This window comes from Xenophilus sp. Marseille-Q4582 (genome assembly GCF_916700565.1).
GTDB lineage: Bacteria > Pseudomonadota > Gammaproteobacteria > Burkholderiales > Burkholderiaceae_C > Xenophilus.
The window spans coordinates 812,435-831,490 of sequence record NZ_CAKAKO010000002.1; the positions used below are offsets into that span (position 1 = coordinate 812,435).

The window sequence follows — 19,056 nt, forward strand, 5'->3', positions numbered from 1 at the left end:
ATCTTTCGGAAAAGTAATTTCCCATTTTGATATTTGAGAAATCTTTTTGAAATTATAGAGTTCAGGTCATGGCAACTCAACACTGCCAACTGCAAACAAGCCATGCGCAACCTCAACCAAGACAACATCACACAGGCAGTCATTGCCAGCTTCGCCAAAACGCCTGACGCTCGGCTCAAAGAAATCATGACGAGCCTGGTCCAGCACCTGCACGCCTTTGCCCGGGACGTGAAGCTGACCGAGGAAGAATGGTTCCAGGGCATTGACTTCCTGACAAGGTGTGGCCATATCACAGACGACAAACGCCAGGAGTTCATACTGCTGTCAGACGTTCTCGGCTTGTCAATGCTGACCGTCGCGATGAACAACGACAAGCCTGCGGGTTGTACCGAAGCCACTGTGTTTGGCCCCTTCCATGTGGAGGGCGCCCCCCACTACGAGCTGGGTGACGACATTGCCAACGGCGCCAAAGGTACGCCCTGCACGGTGCGTGGCACGGTGAAAGGGATCGACGGCCAGCCCATCCCCGGCGCCGTCATGGACGTCTGGCAGTCGGATGATGACGGACTGTATGACGTACAGCACGCGGATCTTGGTCATGCACAGGCGCGCGGCATCGTGACAGCGGATGCAGAGGGCAAATACCACTTCCGTTCCATCGTGGCGGTCCCGTACGCAATTCCCCACGACGGACCTGTGGGTCAGATGTTGGAAGCTACGGGACGCCACCCCTGGCGCCCTGCGCATCTGCACTTCATGGTGAAAGCACCCGGCTACGAAACGCTGATCACTCATGTCTTTCGCGACCACAGCGACTACCTCGACTCCGATGCGGTGTTTGGCGTTCGCCAGTCGCTGGTGTGCGACTGGGTACAGCAGACGGATGGAAGCTACCTAATGGAGTACGACTTCGTGTTGAACCCGACGAGAACCCGGTGACACCATGTTGTATGCCTTCACACTGATGGACAAGCCTGGGACCGCCGAGTTGCGTCAGCAAATTCGCCCGGTCCACAAAACCTACTTGGCTAAAGTGCAAGAACACATTGCCTTTGCAGGGCCGCTGGTAACAGATGACGGCAGCACCATGCTGGGCAGTTTGCTGGTGATTGACTTCCCCGATCGACAGACAGCTCAAGACTGGTTGGCACAAGAGCCTTTTCTGAAAGCGGGCATCTTTGCAAGCACATCGGTACATGCCTTTGTCAACCTGTGGCCCCAAAAGGCGGGATTTCCCACATGAAGGAAGAAATGTGATCAGGCACATCGTCATGTGGAAGCTGGCAGGCGACACGCCCCTATCCAAACAACGCAACGTCGAACGACTGACGCAGAGCTTCCTCAGCCTGCGGGGCCGCATCCCAGGACTGCTGCACTTGGAGATTGGCGTGGACAGCAGCGGCGTGGACTACGCCTGCGATGTAGTTCTCTACAGCGAGTTCGAGTCGCAATCCGCTCTCGACGACTACGCCATCCATCCAGAACATCTCAGGGTAAAAGCAGAAATTGGCGACATGCGCATCGCCCGCCACCAAGTGGACTACGCCGTGGTCCCATCCGATGTGCGCGCAAAGGAATTGACATGAAAGATTTTGTTTACAACGGCCAACCCTCGCGTGTGGTGTTCGGCCCAGGTTCGCTGGCTCACCTGGAGCGAGAGATCGAGCTGTTGGGTGCCAAGCGGGCCTTGGTGCTGTCCACCCCGGAACAGGCGGCGCAGGCTCAGATGGTGGCCGATCGCCTGGGCAACCGGGCTACAGGAATCTTCCCGCGAGCGGTGATGCATGTCCCCATCGAAACCGCCCGGGAAGCGCGGGACGAGGCACGCCGACTTGGTGCCGACTGTGCCATCGCAATTGGTGGCGGTTCCACCACTGGGCTTGGCAAGGCGATTGCCCTGGATTCAGGATTGCCCATTCTGGCCATTCCCACTACTTACGCAGGCAGCGAAATGACGCCGATCTACGGCATCACTGAGGCGGGTCTCAAGAAGACCGGTAAAGACCCACGCGTGCTGCCGCGCACCGTCATCTACGACCCTGAACTGACCCTGACCCTACCGGTGGCCATGAGCGTGACCAGCGGCATGAACGCTATTGCACATGCAGCCGAAGGCCTGTATGCCCAGGACAGCAATCCGGTGATGGATCTGATGGCCGAAGAAGGTATCCGCGCCATTGCGCAGGCGCTCCCAGTGATTCACCAGCGCGCTGATGACGTGGCTGCACGCGGCGATGCACTTTACGGCGCCTGGCTCTGCGGCTCGGTGCTGGGTAACGTGGGCATGGCGCTGCACCACAAGCTGTGTCACACCCTTGGAGGCAGCTTCAACCTTCCGCACGCGGAGGTTCACACCGTCGTGCTGCCACAGGCGATGGCATTCAACGCAGCGGCCGCACCCGAGGCAATGCGGCGCATCGAACGCGCCTTGGGCGCAACTGGCCGAGCCAGTGCCGCAGCGGGCCTTTTTGACCTGGCCCACACCAACGGGGCTCCCGTAGCACTCAAGGACATCGGCATGAACGAGGCTGACCTGGACCGGGCAGCCGAGATTGCTGTGAGCAACCCGTACTGGAACCCTCGCCCGTTCGGAGCAGCACAGCGTGGCGAGATACGCGACCTGCTCCAACGCGCTTACGAAGGCATCCGGCCGGACTGACGGCCTTCGGCCCACGAGGGCCTAGGCACGCCCCCTTACAGGGTGTTCGTTCGCGAACGCCAAGGGGAAGTGCACCTGTTTTTCTAGCAGGCCGTTGAAAAAATGCTCATCGAACGCGCCAGGGTCGTGGATTTCGAAGAAACGGATCGCCCAAACTGGCCTGCGCAGCGATTGGAGCGGCCATTTCGGCCTGTTTGCAGGCCGTTTTGCCCGTTCCGGGCGCACGTATCCCATGGTTCACGCATGATGCGCGTCCCACCAGCCGCCCAGACTGCCCATGCGCACCAGGTTGTAGGTGGCAAAGCACAGCAGCGCCTGGCCCGCGAGCTTGGCCTGACCGATCAATTTGGTCTTGGCCAGACCACCCACTGTCTTGATCCAGCCAAAGGCCTCCTCGATGCGCTTGCGCACTTTGAGGCTGGTCTTGTAGCCCTCGTGGCGCCGGATGCGGCCATCGACCGCCGAGTGCTTGTCCTTGGCCGCCACGTGTGGCGTGACTTTGAGCTTTCGGCAGCCCTTGATGAAGGCCTGGCTGTCGTAACCTTTGTCGGCCCCGACCGTGGCCCGCTTGTTCTTGTTTCCCCGGCGTTTGAGCATCGCCAGCGCCGCCTCGCGCTCGGCGGTGCCACTGGCATGTGTGATCTCCACATCCACGATCAGCCCGTTGCGGTTCTCCATGAGGATGTGCCCCATGTGGCACAGGCGAGATTTGTCGCCCGCGCTCTTCTTGAACAGCCGGGCATCGGCATCGGTGGTGCTGGCGTGGGTGTCGTTGCAGCGCTCCTGCCCTTTGAAGTTCACCTCGGGGTTGCGTCCGGGTGGCGTGCCGCTGTCGTCGTCTTTGCGTTTGAAACTCTTGTGCGAGGCCCAGGCCTCAATCAGCGTGCCGTCCACGCTGAAGTGTTCGTCGCTGGCAAGCCGGCCCCACTGGGCGCTGAGCTTGACGCGCTCGAAGAAGGCGCGCGCCAGGTCTTCGTTGAAGAGGCGTTCGCGGTTGGCGCTGAAGGTGGAGTGGTCCCAGACCTTGTCTTCAATGTTCAGGCCCACGAACCAGCGGTACAGCAGGTTGTAGTTGACCGCCTCGACCAGCTGGCGTTCGCTGCGGATGGAGAACAGGATTTGCAGCAGCAAGGCCTTGAGCAGCATCTCCGGCGGCACCGAGGGGCGGCCACGGCGGGCGTACACCGCTTCGAACTCGCTGTTCATGCTCGACAGCAGCGCATCCACCACGGCGCGCAACTTGCGCAGCGGGTGTGCCGCTGGCACTCTTTCTTCAAGGCTGATGTAGCTAAACATCGCCCCCTGGAAGTCTTGGTTGCCTCTCATCTTTCTTGTCGCAGTTGTTCCGGGATGGCTTCAGATCGTAGCGGCCGACGCGGACGCTCGCAGGGGATTTTTCAACGGCCTGCTAGAGATGGACTCCCATGATCAACAAAATCTCACCTTCCATTGCCGAGGCGCTCACTGGGGTTGCCGATGGCTCAACCGTATTGATCGGCGGCTTTGGCACGGCGGGCATCCCCAACGAACTCATCGAAGGCCTGATTGAGCAAGGCGCGCGCGAGCTCACGGTGGTCAACAACAACGCGGGCAATGGCGACAGCGGGCTGGCGGCGCTGCTCAAGGCAGGGCGCGTGCGCAAGATCATCTGCTCGTTCCCACGCCAGACCGACTCCTGGGTGTTTGACGAGCTGTACCGCAGCGGAAAGATTGAACTAGAGCTTGTACCCCAGGGCAACCTGGCCGAACGTCTTCGCGCCGCAGGCGCAGGTGTGGGTGCATTCTTCACACCAACCGGCTTTGGCACCGAACTCGCGCTCAACGCGGACGGCACGCCAAAGGAAACCCGGCGCATCAACGGCCGCGACTACGTGCTGGAGTACCCTATTCACGGAGACTTGGCGCTCATCAAGGCCGAGACGGGTGACCGCTGGGGCAACCTGACCTACCGCAAGGCCGCGCGCAACTTTGGCCCCGTCATGGCCACCGCCGCCAAGCGAACCGTTGCCACCGTGCACGAGGTCCTGGAGCTTGGCCAGCTCGACCCCGAAGCCATCGTCACCCCGGGCATCTTCGTGTCCAGGATCGTCAAGATCGAGCGTGTCGCCACACAGGCCGGTGGCTTCAAGCGAGCAGCCTGAGAGGAGTCTTTTCCATGAGCAACTACACCAAACGCAGCAAACAGGAACTGGCCCAGCGCGTGGCGCAGGACATATTCGACGGTGCCTATGTGAACCTCGGCATCGGCCAGCCCACGTTGGTGGCCAACTACCTGCCCGAAGGCATGGAGGTCGTGCTGCACAGCGAGAACGGCATCCTGGGCATGGGCCCGGCGCCTGCCGCAGGCGATGAAGACTACGACCTGATCAACGCAGGCAAACAGCCCGTGACCCTGCTGCCCGGTGGCGCGTACTTTCACCACGCCGACAGCTTTGCCATGATGCGCGGCGGCCACCTGGACATCAGCGTGCTCGGTGCTTTCCAGGTGTCGGCCACCGGTGACCTGGCCAACTGGAGCACGGGCGAAGCCGGTGCCATCCCCGCCGTGGGTGGCGCCATGGACCTGGCCGTGGGGGCCAAGGAGACGTGGGTCATGATGGACCTGCTGACCAAACAGGGGCAGAGCAAGGTGGTTCAGTCCTGTACTTATCCGCTGACCGGTATCGGCTGTGTCAAGCGCATCTATGCCGATCTGGCGACGCTGGAGTGCACACCGTCTGGCCTCAGGCTCATTGACAAGGTCGAAGGGCTTGAACACACCGAGCTGGAACACCTCATTGGCCTGCCGGTACAGGCCTGACAGACACACGACATGACTGCCATGAATCAAGCTTTTATCTGTGACGCCATCCGCACCCCCTTCGGCCGCTACGGTGGTGCCTTGTCTTCGGTACGGGCCGACGACCTTGGCGCCGTACCGCTGCGGGCACTGATGGCCCGCAACCCCAACGTCGATTGGGCTGCTGTGACCGATGTGATCTACGGCTGTGCCAACCAGGCGGGCGAAGACAACCGCAACGTTGCGCGCATGAGCAGCCTGCTCGCTGGCTTGCCGCTGGAGGTGCCAGGCGCTACCGTCAACCGCCTGTGCGGCTCGGGGCTGGACGCTATTGGCACTGCGGCGCGTGCCATCAAGGCCGGTGAGTCGGGCCTGATGATCGCAGGCGGTGTGGAGAGCATGAGCCGTGCGCCCTTCGTCATGCCCAAAGCCGAATCGGCCTTCAGCCGCGCGAACGCGGTCTATGACACCACCATCGGCTGGCGCTTCATCAACAAGCTGATGAAAGACAAGTACGGCGTGGACTCCATGCCCGAGACTGCCGAGAACGTGGCGGTGGACTTCAACATCGAGCGTGAAGCGCAGGACCTGATGGCGCTCAACAGCCAGTTGCGTGCGGTGGCTGCCATCGAGGCAGGCCACCTGGCGCGCGAGATCTGCGCCGTCACCATCCCGCAGAAGAAGGGCGACGCCATCGTGGTGGATACGGACGAGCACCCGCGCAAGACCAGCCTGGAAGCGCTGGCCAAGCTCAAGGGTGTGGTGCGCACTGACGGCACGGTGACCGCCGGTAACGCCTCGGGCGTGAACGATGGCGCCTGTGCACTGATCCTGGCCGACGAAGCCACTGCTGCCAGGAACGGCCTGACGCCGAAGGCCCGCGTTGTGGGTATGGCCACTGCAGGGGTGGCGCCACGCATCATGGGCATTGGCCCGGCCCCGGCCACGCAGAAGGTGCTGGCCCAGACCGGGTTGACGCTGGCCCAGATGGACGTGATCGAGCTCAACGAAGCTTTTGCTGCGCAGGGCCTGGCGGTGCTGCGCCTGCTGGGCTTGCAAGACGATGACCCGCGCGTCAATGCCTGGGGCGGCGCCATTGCGCTGGGCCATCCGCTGGGGGCCTCGGGCGCGCGGCTGGCCACCACTGCTATCAACCGGTTGCACACCACCGGTGGCCGCTACGCGCTGTGCACCATGTGCATTGGCGTGGGGCAGGGAATTGCAATCGTCATCGAGCGGGTATGAGGTTGAAATTTTGATCTGCTGAAAGCTTTCTGCGTTATTGACTTATATCTTTAAGGAGACTTCCCCATGAAAAAGCTCAAGTTCCGCGCCATCGGTCTGGTGTGCGCAACACTCTTTGCAGGCAGCGCGATGGCGCAGCAGGTCACCCTGCGTCTGCACCAGTTCCTCCCGCCGCAGGCCACCATTCCGGCCAAGGCCATCATTCCTTGGGCGCAGAAGGTCGAAAAAGAGTCTGGCGGCAAGATCAAGGTGCAGATGTTCCACGCCATGCAAATGGGCGGCTCGCCCGCGCAACTGTTCGACCAGGCCAAGGACGGCGTGGCCTTCGCCTTCAGCATGAACAAGGCCACCTACGACAAGCTGCCGCCCGACCTGAAGAAGGTGATCGACAACAACTCCGGCCTGGAAGCCGCTGCCATGTTCGGCCGTGCCATGGACGAGGGCGACAAGGCTGGCCGTGACATCGCGGCCAAGGCTGGCAACAATCTGGTAACTCTGGACGCGGCCGAGACGCAGCGCTGGCTGCGCACCGCCAGCTCCGTGGAAAGCGACTGGGTGACGGAAGTGGCCAAGAAAGGCATTGATGGCAAAAAGCTGGCCAGCGAGGCTCGCGCGCTGATCGCCAAATACAACCGATAAGCGATTACCGAAATCGCGCATGGCCATGGTGGCCATGCGCGTTCTTTTAAGGACGACGACATGATGGCCTGGATATTCCGGAGCGCGAAGTGGTCTGCCATTGTGGGCGGGTTGGTGCTGTGTGCCATCACCCTCATGAGCGTGGCGAGCATCACCGGCCGTGCGCTCATTGGCGTGGGGCTGGGCCCTGTGCCGGGCGACTTTGAAATGGTCGAAGTGGGCACGGCCTTGGCGGTGTTCTTCTTTCTGCCTTGGTGCTACCTCAAAGGCGGGCATGCCACGGTGGACCTGTTCTACATGCACCTGCCCAAGTCGATGAAATGGCTGGTGGACACCTTCAGCGACGTGATCATGCTGGTGCTGTGGCTGGCACTGACATGGATGCTGTGGGAGGGCATGCTGGAAAAGCGTGAATACTTTGAAACCACCTTCATCCTGCAGATGCCGGTGTGGTGGGCGTATGCGCTGTGCATGGTGGGCGCCGTCATCGGTTGCCTGTCGTACATCGCCAAGACCCTGATCCAGTTTGGCCTGGCCAAGTACCCGCCAGGCTGGACGGTTGAATCCACCGGAGGACATTGACATGACTGGTATTGAACTCGCCTCCTGGTCCTTTCCGGTCCTGCTGGCTCTGATTTTCATTCGCGTGCCCATTGGCCTGGCCATGGCGGTCTGCGGCCTGGTGGGGGCGTACTTCATCTACGGCTCGCACGCACCCATCCTCAACCAGCTCAAGCAGGTCACCTACAGCACGTTCTCCAACTACAACCTGTCGGTGATCCCGCTGTTCTTGCTGATGGGGCAGTTTGCCGCGCTCGGCGGCTTGTCGCAGGCGCTGTTCAAGGCGGCTGAAGCCTGGGTGGGCCACCGCAAGGGCGGTGTGGCCATGGCAGCCATCGGCGCTTGCGCCGGTTTCGGTGCCATCTGCGGCTCGTCGCTGGCCACGGCTGCCACCATGGGCCAGGTGGCCCTGCCGGAGCTCAAGCGCGCGGGTTATTCCGGTGCGCTGTCCACGGCCACGCTGGCTGCTGGCGGTACGCTGGGCATCCTGATTCCGCCTTCCGTGGTTCTGGTCATCTACGCCATCCTGACCGAACAGAACATTGCCAAGCTTTTCCTGGCGGCGTTCATCCCGGGCATTCTAGCGGCGGTGGGCTACATCATCGTGATCTCGCTGTACGTTCGCCTCAAGCCCGGCAGCGCTGGCAGCATGCCCCCCATGCCCATGGCTGAACGCTGGAAGGCCACGTTCAAGGTGTGGCCGGTGCTGGTCATCTTCCTGGCGGTGGTCGGCGGCATCTACACCGGTATCTTCACCCCCACCGAAGGCGCGGCCGTCGGCGCGTTCGGCACTGGTGTGGCAGCCTGGGCAGCAGGCGGCATCAACGCCAAGACGCTGCGAAACTCCATCTACGGCACGGCCATTGCCACGGGCATGATCTTCATGATCGTGCTGGGCGCGGGCCTGTACAACACCTTCCTGGCGCTGTCGCAACTGCCGCAGGAACTGGCGCAGTGGGTCATTGGCCTGGGCATGAGCCCCTGGCTGGTGCTGACCACGGTGCTGGTGGTGTACCTGCTGCTGGGCTGCGTGATGGACTCGCTGTCCATGATCCTGCTGACCATCCCGATCTTTTTCCCGATGATCATGGGCCTGGACTTTGGCATGAACCCGGAAGAAACGGCCATCTGGTTCGGCATTCTGGTGTTGATCGTGGTGGAGGTGGGTCTGATCACACCGCCCGTGGGCATGAACCTGTTCGTCATCAACAGCATGGCCAAGGACACGCCCATCACCCAGACCTACCGAGGTGTCACGCCCTTCGTGGTGAGTGATCTGGTGCGCACGGCCATCCTGGCGGCGTTCCCGGCCATCACGCTCATTGCGCTGCGCATGACGTCCTGAGTCTGAAGGTCAACCCGACAGATCAAATGACTCGGATATGTTCAGGTGTGTTTTAACTTGAAGGAAGCGGTTCACGGCGCCGCTTGCGACACCGAAATCCACGGTCCTGGGCGGCGGGAATAAGTCGCAGACCGTACTGTCGTGCGGGACAGGTGACTGACCGCACTCGCTGCAGACTTGCCGGTCAAGACACGGGTGTCGCTACAAGGCTGGTTGCGGTCGGACGCTTTGGGTCGGCAACTGTCGGCGATGGCCGAAACCTGCCGCTGAATTGCCCCAAATCGTCGACACTCCGAGTCTAGGCATAAGCCTCACAGTCGCCTAGAGCCGCGCCGCGCGGTCGTTAGCGGGTAAATCACGCCGCATGCTGCCCATCAGAAAAGGGTAACTTTGCGGTAAACATTTGCGGTAAAAATAGAACATTGAGAAATAGAAGGGCGCAGCCCCCGTTCAAGGAGAAGCCCATGCCAGATACCCAGTCTGCAGCCCCACCGCCCGCGACCGCCATTGAGACTTCAGCGCCTGTTCACGCTTTCCCCGTAGAAGTGCCCATGCTTGACGCATCGGCATGGCGTGAATATCGCGGCCAGCCAGGTAAGGCGACGGCCAACTCCACTCACATCGCAGTGGTGGCAGACGATGCGGGTGTGGAGCGCATATGTTTTGTAAAACTTGCGCCCAGGCTCGACAAGCCGACACTGCTCTGCGAAGCACTCGGCTGGGTTCTTGCCGGCCACGCGGGGTTGCGCCGATCCGAATTCGGAGCCATCATTCTTGTGAACAAGGCTAGGCTTGCTAAAAGCCAGCCGCTTACTCTCGAATGCGCCGCTTTCCAAGGCGACTTCATCCCAGCCTGGTGCAGCGAAGCCATTCCGGGCAACTCTGTGCTCTCACACGCGAAGTCGCCATCTAGGCCGGGCATGCAGTTCATCACCGAGCACAAGACCTTCATGAACTCGAACGATGCCCGCAAGTTCGCGGCTTTCGATCAGTGGACGGGGCTTCGCGACCGAAACATGGGCAACGTAATTCGGCACAAGGCTGGCGGTTACGCATCCATCGACCATGAGACGATGCTTCACGACATACTCTGGGTTTCCTCGGACTTCAACCACAACTGCCTTGTCAAGCATGCTGAGAAGACCTTGGACCACAAGCGGGTCAGGGCATTTAAGGCCGATATGACGCGGGCCGCCGCCGGTCATGCTGAAGCACTTGCCAGCGCGCAAGCAGAGCTCAATGCCCTTCTGAACCTCTTACTGCCGGGAGCAGCAGCGGAGCATTCAGCCGCCATGAACTTTCTGGCTGCACGCTCGCAAAGAGGATGGCTGGCAAGCGAGTTGGGCGTTCTAGATATGGCCACAAAGGGGAACACGCCATGAGCGAAACAACAAGGAGTCGGCCAAGACTGGACTACTCCGCCTTGCTGCGATCAGCAAAGGCGACTCCCAAGCCTGGCTTCTCGGGATGGTGGTCCTACATCGAGTTTCAACCCGACATCTTTTCGCCGCAGCGCTTCCCAATTGGCGTGGTCGTGCAGGCGGACGACGAAAGGCTCTACTTCAAACTGCTTGATGACTTCAAGAAGTTCGATTGTGTCTATCCGGAGGGGTTCCCTCACAGTTCCGCCAAGGCATTGATGGCCTATGCCTATGGTGTGCTTCAAGCCGCCATCAAGGAGAAGACTCCCTTGAGTCAAATCCTATTCGACAGCCACGTACTTTCGCTCTCCCGGCCAGTCCACACCTCAGGCAGTGATCGGGAAGCTGCTGTAGAGCGACTTTTCAGCGATGTGGTCGCCATGGTCCCATCGAACGTGAAGAAGGTCCGAGAGTTCGCGAGTATCGACACAGCAGCAGCCAGAAAGCTCGTCAACGAGAAACTCAAGGAAATCGCCGCCATGGATTTCGAGCGCTTTGTGATGGTCGACCATCCTGGTCTGCTCGTCCCAGGAGATGGCAACGATCGCCACTACCTCGACTTGAATCTGATGACTCCCAAGAGCTGTGGCGCAGTTGCGTCTGCCGTCTACAAGTCGCAGCAGTCTGTGGAACTGAACCTGTTGAAAGCCGGTCTTGACCTGAAAACATGCAGAAAGGTTAAGAACCTCGAATCCGCAGGGTTGTTCCTCTTGACTCCCGATCCAAGCTCAATGGAACCTCGCGAATTCCGTCGAATCGAAGAGACGATAGGCGAACATGAATGGAAGCTCGAACGTGACGGTTTCCGATTCGTGAGCATGCAAGAGCCCGCCGATCTTGCCCGCGAAATCTATGACTGGGCCAAGCCTGCGTTGGCTTGAACGGCCGGGGCGATTCCAACCTTACTTTCGCGCAGTGTCGCATAGCTGGGACAGCTGTGCGGCGATTCGAGTCCGCCGCTCTGATGGGAATCAATCATTCACAGCGCGAGGCGGCAGGGTGCCAACTGTCTCGGCAATTCCACCCGTCGGTATCGCACATCGAAGTATCGGTCGCTTGGTTGAAGGTCAGCTTTGCGACCCTCAGCTTGAGCCGACTATGCCAGAGCGACTGACAGCACTCGCTGGAGGCTGTGTGAAAACCCTCTCTCACCTCTGCGACCCAGCTGGTAGAGTCTGTGGACATATTGAGCAGCGAGGTCAATATGTCCAGATTCATCGAAGGTCAGGACAGGCAGCAAGTCACATTGCTGCCGGAGTGCCTGGATGACTTCATCGCAGAGGACAACACGGTTCGAATCGTGGATGCCTTCATCAATGAGTTGGACCGTAAGCAAACGGCGAACCCATCTTGAAGGGAGGTGGGGGTCTGAGCAAGATCGTGTGCACGCAACCTTGCGTGGACACTATGCTCAAAGAACCTCAAACCCCTCGTTACACCGTGCGGCGCACGCACCGCACCTACACCCCGCAATTCAAAGCTGAACTTGTGGCCGCGTGCCAAGGGGTCTCCTCGTTTTCAGTGCAATAAGTGACGGTACGCAAAGCTAGCACTGGCGCGGGGGTGGTCTGGGTAGACCGTTGATTTCATTGACTTTCCTGTTCGCTTTGTAAACGGGTATGGTGGCCTCCCACTTTTGAGGTTCACGATGCAGGGTTGGCACACAACGTTTTTGGGGATGCGTGGGCTCCCCCGCGATATCAGCGACTTCGAGATGAAGGCATTTTTCACCTTCGATGGTGCCGAGCGCGACGCAATCAATGCACGCCGAGGTGATTCCCACAAGCTTGGTCTGGCGCTCCATATTGGTTTCCTGCGCATGAGTGGGCGTTTGCTCGGTGCCTTTCGGGTAATTCCAGTAGCCTTGTGGCGCCACCTTGGCAACGAGCTTGGCATTGCAGCACCAGAAGTCGCCTCGCTGAGAGCCATGTATGAACGCGGGCGCACGCTATTCGATCACCAACAAGTAGCCTGCACGGTCCTTGGATTCCAGTGGATGAGCGAGCACCAGCGCCGCTCACTGGTACGTGAACTGCGCGACGAAGTGGCGCGCTGCGCCGACCGCGATCAGCTACTCGTGCGGGCGCGTCAATGGCTGTACAAGAACAAGCTGGTGATCGTGCACGAGCGGGCAATTCGGACACTGATTGCGGCGGCACTTGCCCAGCTTGAAGTTGAAACAGGCACCGCCATCGCCGCCAGCGTTGATCCAGCAACACTTGATCGCTGGCGAGCCTCAGTTTCAGAGCTGCGCCCAGATGGACAAACCCAGCAGAGTTGGCTATGGGCTGCACCGGCGAAACACTCAACCCGCCAAATCAGCGAGGTACTGGAGCGCATCGACCTGCTTTACACGCTGGACGTTCATAAGCACCTGGCAGACATCCCCGATCTCATCTTGCGCCGCTACGCGCGCCGACTTGTCTCCAGGCCGCCCTCAGCCGGAGCCAAGATCAAAGAGCCAGCGCGCACCGTGGAGGTCGCATGCTTTCTTCGGTATTGCCTGTTCACCACCACAGACCAGTTGATCCTTATGGTGCAGCGCCGGATCGCCGATCTGTGGCGTCAGGCTGCCGCCGATGTCCCCGCTACCGTCAATTGGGCCGCAATGTACAAAACGCTGCTCGGCGAACTTGTTGCCTTGAGCGCGCAAGGTGCGGTGCCAGATGCTGAGTTGCGTGCCCGTCTTGAAGCCTTGATCACCGAAACCCAGAAACGCAAACCACCGAGCAGGGCCTCCCTGGTCCGCGAGGGATTGATTGATGGAATTCGCCCCGTGCGGTCGTTGCTCGTCGCCATTGCAAAGCTGCCCTGGCAGGCCACCGGCGAGCATCCTGCCATCGAGTACCTTGCCAAGCTGCAAGCTTTATCAGGCCGTTGAAAAAATGCTCATCGAACGCGCCAGGGTCGTGGATTTCGAAGAAACGGATCGCCCAAACTGGCCTGCGCAGCGATTGGAGCGGCCATTTCGGCCTGTTTGCAGGCCGTTTTGCCCGTTCCGGGCGCACGTATCCCATGGTTCACGCATGATGCGCGTCCCACCAGCCGCCCAGACTGCCCATGCGCACCAGGTTGTAGGTGGCAAAGCACAGCAGCGCCTGGCCCGCGAGCTTGGCCTGACCGATCAATTTGGTCTTGGCCAGACCACCCACTGTCTTGATCCAGCCAAAGGCCTCCTCGATGCGCTTGCGCACTTTGAGGCTGGTCTTGTAGCCCTCGTGGCGCCGGATGCGGCCATCGACCGCCGAGTGCTTGTCCTTGGCCGCCACGTGTGGCGTGACTTTGAGCTTTCGGCAGCCCTTGATGAAGGCCTGGCTGTCGTAACCTTTGTCGGCCCCGACCGTGGCCCGCTTGTTCTTGTTTCCCCGGCGTTTGAGCATCGCCAGCGCCGCCTCGCGCTCGGCGGTGCCACTGGCATGTGTGATCTCCACATCCACGATCAGCCCGTTGCGGTTCTCCATGAGGATGTGCCCCATGTGGCACAGGCGAGATTTGTCGCCCGCGCTCTTCTTGAACAGCCGGGCATCGGCATCGGTGGTGCTGGCGTGGGTGTCGTTGCAGCGCTCCTGCCCTTTGAAGTTCACCTCGGGGTTGCGTCCGGGTGGCGTGCCGCTGTCGTCGTCTTTGCGTTTGAAACTCTTGTGCGAGGCCCAGGCCTCAATCAGCGTGCCGTCCACGCTGAAGTGTTCGTCGCTGGCAAGCCGGCCCCACTGGGCGCTGAGCTTGACGCGCTCGAAGAAGGCGCGCGCCAGGTCTTCGTTGAAGAGGCGTTCGCGGTTGGCGCTGAAGGTGGAGTGGTCCCAGACCTTGTCTTCAATGTTCAGGCCCACGAACCAGCGGTACAGCAGGTTGTAGTTGACCGCCTCGACCAGCTGGCGTTCGCTGCGGATGGAGAACAGGATTTGCAGCAGCAAGGCCTTGAGCAGCATCTCCGGCGGCACCGAGGGGCGGCCACGGCGGGCGTACACCGCTTCGAACTCGCTGTTCATGCTCGACAGCAGCGCATCCACCACGGCGCGCAACTTGCGCAGCGGGTGTGCCGCTGGCACTCTTTCTTCAAGGCTGATGTAGCTAAACATCGCCCCCTGGAAGTCTTGGTTGCCTCTCATCTTTCTTGTCGCAGTTGTTCCGGGATGGCTTCAGATCGTAGCGGCCGACGCGGACGCTCGCAGGGGATTTTTCAACGGCCTGTTATATCTCAAAGGATCCAGAAAGCTGCCAGTTGAAGTGGTGGCACCAAGTCTGGGAATGATCTGGCAGGTTTCGATCTCCAGCCCAGACCGGGAACGGGCGTTTCAGGCGTTGGAGGTGGCCACCCTGTTTGCCCTGCGCCGCGCGGTGCGCAATGGCTCGGTCTGGATTGAGCACAGCCTGAGCTTTCGGGGTCGTGCGCGCTTGTTCTTCACGGACGAGCGTTGGCAGGCAGAGTCCAAGAAACACTATGCCCGTCTATCGTTACCCAGCAAGGCTGCCACTTTCTTGAAGCCTTTGCTGGCCAGAGTAACTGCCGGTGTCGATGCGGTGGCCGCTGCAGCCCGCAGTGGCGTACTGCGCGTGGATGATGAACTCCATTTGTCGCCATTGCCCGCAGAGGACGAAGACCCAGAAGTGACCAAGCTGCGCGCGGCTTTGGATCACCGCATCGGTGAGGTTCAATTGCCGGAAGTGATTCTGGCCGTTGACGCCCAGGTGCGCTTTAGCTGGATCATGCTCGGACGTGAGCCGCGCTCTACCGACGAGCTGCTGATGGTCTATGCCGGCATCATGGCCCACGGCACCAGTCTGACTGCGGTCGAATGCGCGCGCATGATTCCGCAATTGTCTGCCACCAGCATTCGCCAGGCCATGCGCTGGGCGCGGGACGAACGGCGTCTGAGCCAGGCCTGCCAGGCTGTGCTGGAATTCATGCAGCGACACCCGATTGCCGCCACCTGGGGGCGGTCCGATTTGGCATCTTCTGACATGATGAGCATGGAGACCACCAAACGGGTGTGGCAAGCCCGGCTTGATCCTCGGCGCAACACACCTTCCATTGGAATCTACTCCCATGTAAAAGACCGGTGGGGCATCTTCCATGCGCAGCCCTTTGTGCTCAATGAGCGCCAGGCGGGCGTGGCCATTGAAGGTGTCATCCGCCAAGAAAAGCTGGAGACCAGCCAGCTTGCTGTGGATACCCATGGCTACACCGACTTTGCCATGTCACATGCCCGTTTGCTTGGTTTTGATCTTTGCCCGCGGTTGAAGGAACTCAAACAGCGCCACCTCTTTGTGCCACGCGGCACCAAAGTGCCCGCAGAAATCGCTGCGGTGTGCGAAGCCAATGTCGACGTCGCTTTGATCGAAAAGCATTGGGATAGTCTGGTGCACCTGGCAGCCTCGGTCATGAGCGGACATGCCAGTGCGGTGGCAGCTCTTGCGCGGTTCGGTTCTGCCGCCCAGGGCGATCCAATCTATGAGGCTGGCGTGCAATTGGGGCGGTTGCTGCGTACGGCGTTTTTGGCTGACTACTTTGTCAAGGACGCTTTCAGGAACGAGTTGCGCCGGGTGCTCAATCGGGGCGAGGCTGTTAACGCCCTCAAGCGCGCCATTTATACCGGCCGGATCAGCCCGGCGCAGGCCAAACGTGTCGATGAAATGCAGGCTGTGGCCGATGCGTTGAGCCTGATGGCCAACATCGTGATGGCGTGGAATACCTCACAGATGCAGGCGGTCCTGGATCGCTGGTCGAACCGCCGCCAGGTCATTCCACCGGAACTGATCGGGAAGATTGCGCCCACCAGGCTGGAGAGCATCAACTTGCGGGGTGTGTTTCGCTTCCCGGTTGACCGCTATGCTGACCAAATCCTGCCTTCGCGGCCAAATGCATCGATAACTGGCACCAATGGATGAAACCGACCACGGTTTGACGCCACGAATCGCAGATTTGAAAGTGAACAGGAAAGTCAATGAAATCAACGATCTACCAACACCACCTCCGCGCCAGTGCTAGCTTTTCGTACCGTCACTTATTGCACTGAAAACGAGGAGACCCCTCACCGGGCCGGTGGCCCTCGCCGCTGGGCTTTGCGGCCCTGACGGGCCTTCCTGGCCCGTTTCCGGGGCCTTCCCTGCCCTGCCCCACCGGCGCGGCCGTTGTGGACAGTTTCGGGACAAGTCGGCCGAGGCCGGCCGGCGCAGCCCTGACGTTGACACTTGAGGGGCAGCGGGGCCGGCGCGATGTTGACACTTGGGGGGCAGCGGCCGATTTCGGCCTGGTCGAGCCGTCCAGGCGGCCGCCGAGGCGGCCTAAGTGCCTGATCGGCATGGAGTTATCCACCGAAGTTGTGGATAACCCTGTTAGGAACCCTGCCCCGGTATTGACACTTGAGGGGCGGCCCTACTGACACTTGAGGGGCGCGGTTCTTGACACTTGAGGGGCAGCGTATTGACACATGGGGGGCTTATCCATTGACACTTGAGGGGCGGCCTCTTCGCGCTTTTCCTTGGCGTGACAACGGTTTATGCGCGTTTTTCGGTCATGCTAACCAGGTTTTTAACCGTCTTTATAACCTTTTTATATAACCAGGTAGTTTTAACCAGAGGCTGGCGAAAAAAACGGCAACACGGCCCAAGCTACCGCGCAGCATGACCGGCCGCCGAAGGGGGGAAACCCCCCTTCTCGATCCCACCCGGCCGCAAGCGGCCTCCCATCCCCCCAGGGGCTACGCCCCTCGGCCGCCTTGCGGCCTCACCCCACAATGGAGCGCCTTCGGCGCTACGGCTTAGGAGAGCCAGGCGCAAGCGCCTGGCGGAAGGCAGTAAGTTCGAGAGCTTGCGAGGGGGCAAAGCCCCCTCACACTCCCCAACCAGGTCGCCGCGGTTCGACCGGCCGCGCGATCCTCAAGCATCGCAGCAGCTCCACCGCCGCAGGTTTTACGCCAAGGAAGGGGGTCGGCCAGCTCGGCCGGTGGCGCGGAAAGCGCCCCTCAAGTGTCAATGAAACGTGAGACGCGGGGCCAGGCCCGCGCCGATCACAAGCCGAGTTCGGAGTGAGAGCCGAGGCGCACCAGGCGCAGCGTGTCGGCGTCGGGCTTCTGGTAGATCAGCACCAGGTCGGGCTTGACGTGGCAATCCCGGTGATCCTTCCAGTCCCCGGTCAGCGCGTGGTCGCGGTGCCGAGGTTCCAGCGGCTGGTCGTCGGCGAGCGCGACCAGGACGGGCACCAGGTCGGCGTCGAGCGTGGCCCGGTGCTGCCCTTTCGCCTCGCGCTTGTAGTCGCGCTTGAACTGGCCGGTGCGCTCAATCTGCCGCATGCAGATCGGCCATCAGATCGTTGACGGTGGCGAAGCGCGGCAGCTTGCCCTTGCGGGCTTCCTTCATCGCCTCGATGGTGGTGGCGTTCGGAATCAGCGGCTCGAAGGGCAGCGCCTTGTCCTGGGCCACCTTCGTGAGCAGCAGCCGCACCGCGTCGGACACGGTAAGGCCCATCGCGGCCAGGACGGCCGCCGCTTCTTCCTTGATCGCGCCGTCGATGCGCGTTTGTACGAGCTGGTTTGCAGCCATGATTGGTTCTCCGGTTGGGTTCGTGAATTACATTGTAATGCACGCCAAGGGAAAGGGCAAGGTTTAGCGGCTAAAACGTTTAGCTAAAGTGCTTGACGATTAGGACATTTTGCCCTAATATAGCACTTGAAGGCCGGGCATTTCGCCCAGGTCAACTACCGGAGAAAGTCCGATGAACACCCAAGAGCAACCCGTTACCGCTTCCCTGGTCGCCGAGGCCCAGCGCCTCGACTTCCTGCCCGCCTACTTCGGCCCGCGTCTGATGATGCGCGGCGAGGCCCTGGTGTATGCCTGGCTTCGCCGGCTCTGCGAACGCTACAGCGGCGCGTATTGGCACTACTACACCTTGTCGGACGGCGGTTTTTACATGGCCCCCGACCTGGCCGACCGCCTGGAGATCGAGGTGGACGGCAACGGCTTCCGAGGCGAGTTGTCGGCCGACGCCGCCGGCATTGTCGCAACCCTGTTCGCGCTGGGTCAGCTCGCGGCCGAGGCCGCCGACACGGACGCCGGCGATGCCCTGATCGACCGCTATCACTTCCTGCGCGGCTTCGCAGCCAGCCACGCCGAGGCGGCCGCGATCTACCGGGCTATTGACTGATGAGGGGCGGCCCCGGCTTCGGCCGGGGCTTCCAGGAGGCGACCATGACCAGGAACAACGCTCCCCAGGCACCGACGAACAGCTACGCGACGGACGGCAAGTGCCACAACGCCGAGCCGGGCACCTACGGCCACGAATGCGGCAAGCCGGCCGCATGGATCGGCACGAACCACAAGGGGTTCAGCTCGGGATTCTGCGACGACTGCAAGCGCCACGGCTACGAAGCCCGCGACGTGATCGCGTGGCGGCGTGCTGACACTTGAG

19 protein-coding genes and 2 pseudogenes are annotated in these 19,056 nt (G+C 61.0%); 17 read left to right on the forward strand and 4 right to left on the reverse strand.

Annotated elements, in window-relative coordinates; all coding sequences use genetic code 11:
• Positions 1-102: 102 nt before the first annotated feature.
• Genes LG388_RS08915 through LG388_RS08930 form a run of 4 tightly spaced genes read left to right on the forward strand, consistent with a single transcriptional unit; the run spans position 103 to position 2,659 of the window.
• Positions 103-939: an intradiol ring-cleavage dioxygenase gene (locus LG388_RS08915; RefSeq protein WP_225782479.1), complete on the forward strand. Its 837-nt coding sequence runs from the start codon at positions 103-105 to the stop codon at positions 937-939.
• A gap of 4 nt (positions 940-943) precedes the next feature.
• Entirely contained in the window at positions 944-1,243 is a 300-nt protein-coding gene (locus LG388_RS08920; protein WP_225782480.1) for a YciI family protein, read from the forward strand.
• Positions 1,197-1,586, forward strand: coding sequence for a Dabb family protein (locus LG388_RS08925; RefSeq protein ID WP_225782481.1), 390 nt, complete (start codon positions 1,197-1,199; stop codon positions 1,584-1,586). The genes LG388_RS08920 and LG388_RS08925 overlap by 47 nt, the downstream gene beginning before the upstream one ends.
• Positions 1,583-2,659: a maleylacetate reductase gene (locus tag LG388_RS08930; RefSeq protein WP_225782482.1), complete on the forward strand. Its 1,077-nt coding sequence runs from the start codon at positions 1,583-1,585 to the stop codon at positions 2,657-2,659. Before LG388_RS08925 ends, LG388_RS08930 begins: the two co-directional genes overlap by 4 nt.
• A 237-nt stretch (positions 2,660-2,896) precedes the next feature.
• On the opposite strand, the gene LG388_RS08935 is transcribed toward LG388_RS08930, so the two are convergent.
• Positions 2,897-3,985 (reverse strand): IS5-like element ISCte5 family transposase, encoded by a 1,089-nt coding sequence (locus LG388_RS08935; RefSeq protein ID WP_225781276.1) that lies wholly within the window; start codon positions 3,983-3,985, stop codon positions 2,897-2,899.
• Between the two features lie 98 nt (positions 3,986-4,083).
• Between LG388_RS08935 and LG388_RS08940 the strand changes: the two genes are divergently transcribed.
• From LG388_RS08940 to LG388_RS08985, 10 genes and pseudogenes are all read left to right on the forward strand, one after another.
• Positions 4,084-4,800, forward strand: a complete 717-nt coding sequence (locus LG388_RS08940; protein ID WP_225782483.1) for a 3-oxoacid CoA-transferase subunit A — start codon at positions 4,084-4,086, stop codon at positions 4,798-4,800.
• 14 nt (positions 4,801-4,814) lie between these two features.
• The gene (locus LG388_RS08945; protein WP_225782484.1) at positions 4,815-5,459 is read left to right on the forward strand and encodes a 3-oxoacid CoA-transferase subunit B; all 645 of its coding nucleotides are present in this window, start codon (positions 4,815-4,817) and stop codon (positions 5,457-5,459) included.
• A gap of 21 nt (positions 5,460-5,480) precedes the next feature.
• Positions 5,481-6,683, forward strand: coding sequence for a 3-oxoadipyl-CoA thiolase (gene pcaF / locus LG388_RS08950; protein WP_225782485.1), 1,203 nt, complete (start codon positions 5,481-5,483; stop codon positions 6,681-6,683).
• Between the two features lie 66 nt (positions 6,684-6,749).
• Entirely contained in the window at positions 6,750-7,322 is a 573-nt protein-coding gene (locus LG388_RS08955; protein ID WP_225782486.1) for a hypothetical protein, read from the forward strand.
• 135 nt (positions 7,323-7,457) lie between these two features.
• Positions 7,458-7,904 carry a TRAP transporter small permease gene (locus LG388_RS08960; protein WP_225782487.1) on the forward strand — a complete coding sequence of 149 codons (447 nt, stop codon included), beginning with the start codon at positions 7,458-7,460 and terminating at the stop codon, positions 7,902-7,904.
• Between the two features lies 1 nt (position 7,905).
• Complete coding sequence (locus tag LG388_RS08965) at positions 7,906-9,228, forward strand: TRAP transporter large permease (RefSeq protein ID WP_225782488.1); 1,323 nt, start codon at positions 7,906-7,908, stop codon at positions 9,226-9,228.
• 551 nt (positions 9,229-9,779) lie between these two features.
• A complete protein-coding gene (locus LG388_RS08970; RefSeq protein ID WP_225782489.1) occupies positions 9,780-10,610 on the forward strand; it encodes a hypothetical protein in 831 nt (276 codons plus the stop codon).
• The gene (locus tag LG388_RS08975) at positions 10,607-11,530 is read left to right on the forward strand and encodes a hypothetical protein (protein WP_225782490.1); all 924 of its coding nucleotides are present in this window, start codon (positions 10,607-10,609) and stop codon (positions 11,528-11,530) included. Before LG388_RS08970 ends, LG388_RS08975 begins: the two co-directional genes overlap by 4 nt.
• 323 nt (positions 11,531-11,853) lie before the next feature.
• A complete protein-coding gene (locus tag LG388_RS08980; RefSeq protein WP_225782783.1) occupies positions 11,854-12,003 on the forward strand; it encodes a hypothetical protein in 150 nt (49 codons plus the stop codon).
• Between the two features lie 294 nt (positions 12,004-12,297).
• Positions 12,298-13,518: pseudogene (locus LG388_RS08985) on the forward strand (Tn3-like element IS1071 family transposase); the annotation flags it as partial.
• A gap of 151 nt (positions 13,519-13,669) precedes the next feature.
• Here LG388_RS08985 and LG388_RS08990 read toward each other — a convergent pair.
• A complete protein-coding gene (locus LG388_RS08990) occupies positions 13,670-14,758 on the reverse strand; it encodes an IS5-like element ISCte5 family transposase (protein ID WP_225781276.1) in 1,089 nt (362 codons plus the stop codon).
• 82 nt (positions 14,759-14,840) lie between these two features.
• On the opposite strand from LG388_RS08990, the pseudogene LG388_RS08995 reads away from it, so the two are divergent.
• Positions 14,841-16,538, forward strand: a pseudogene (locus LG388_RS08995) (Tn3-like element IS1071 family transposase); the annotation flags it as partial.
• Positions 16,539-17,659: 1,121 nt separating this feature from the next.
• Here the strand turns inward: LG388_RS08995 and LG388_RS09000 are convergent.
• Positions 17,660-17,941 (reverse strand): type II toxin-antitoxin system YafQ family toxin, encoded by a 282-nt coding sequence (locus LG388_RS09000; protein ID WP_011114071.1) that lies wholly within the window; start codon positions 17,939-17,941, stop codon positions 17,660-17,662.
• Positions 17,928-18,191 (reverse strand): type II toxin-antitoxin system RelB/DinJ family antitoxin, encoded by a 264-nt coding sequence (locus LG388_RS09005; protein ID WP_011114070.1) that lies wholly within the window; start codon positions 18,189-18,191, stop codon positions 17,928-17,930. Before LG388_RS09005 ends, LG388_RS09000 begins: the two co-directional genes overlap by 14 nt.
• Before the next feature lie 172 nt (positions 18,192-18,363).
• Here LG388_RS09005 and LG388_RS09010 point away from each other — a divergent pair, with 172 nt between their 5' ends.
• Positions 18,364-18,792, forward strand: coding sequence for an antirestriction protein (locus LG388_RS09010; RefSeq protein WP_011114069.1), 429 nt, complete (start codon positions 18,364-18,366; stop codon positions 18,790-18,792).
• A 44-nt stretch (positions 18,793-18,836) separates the two neighbouring features.
• Positions 18,837-19,055, forward strand: a complete 219-nt coding sequence (locus LG388_RS09015) for a hypothetical protein (RefSeq protein WP_012478187.1) — start codon at positions 18,837-18,839, stop codon at positions 19,053-19,055.
• Position 19,056: the final 1 nt, after the last annotated feature.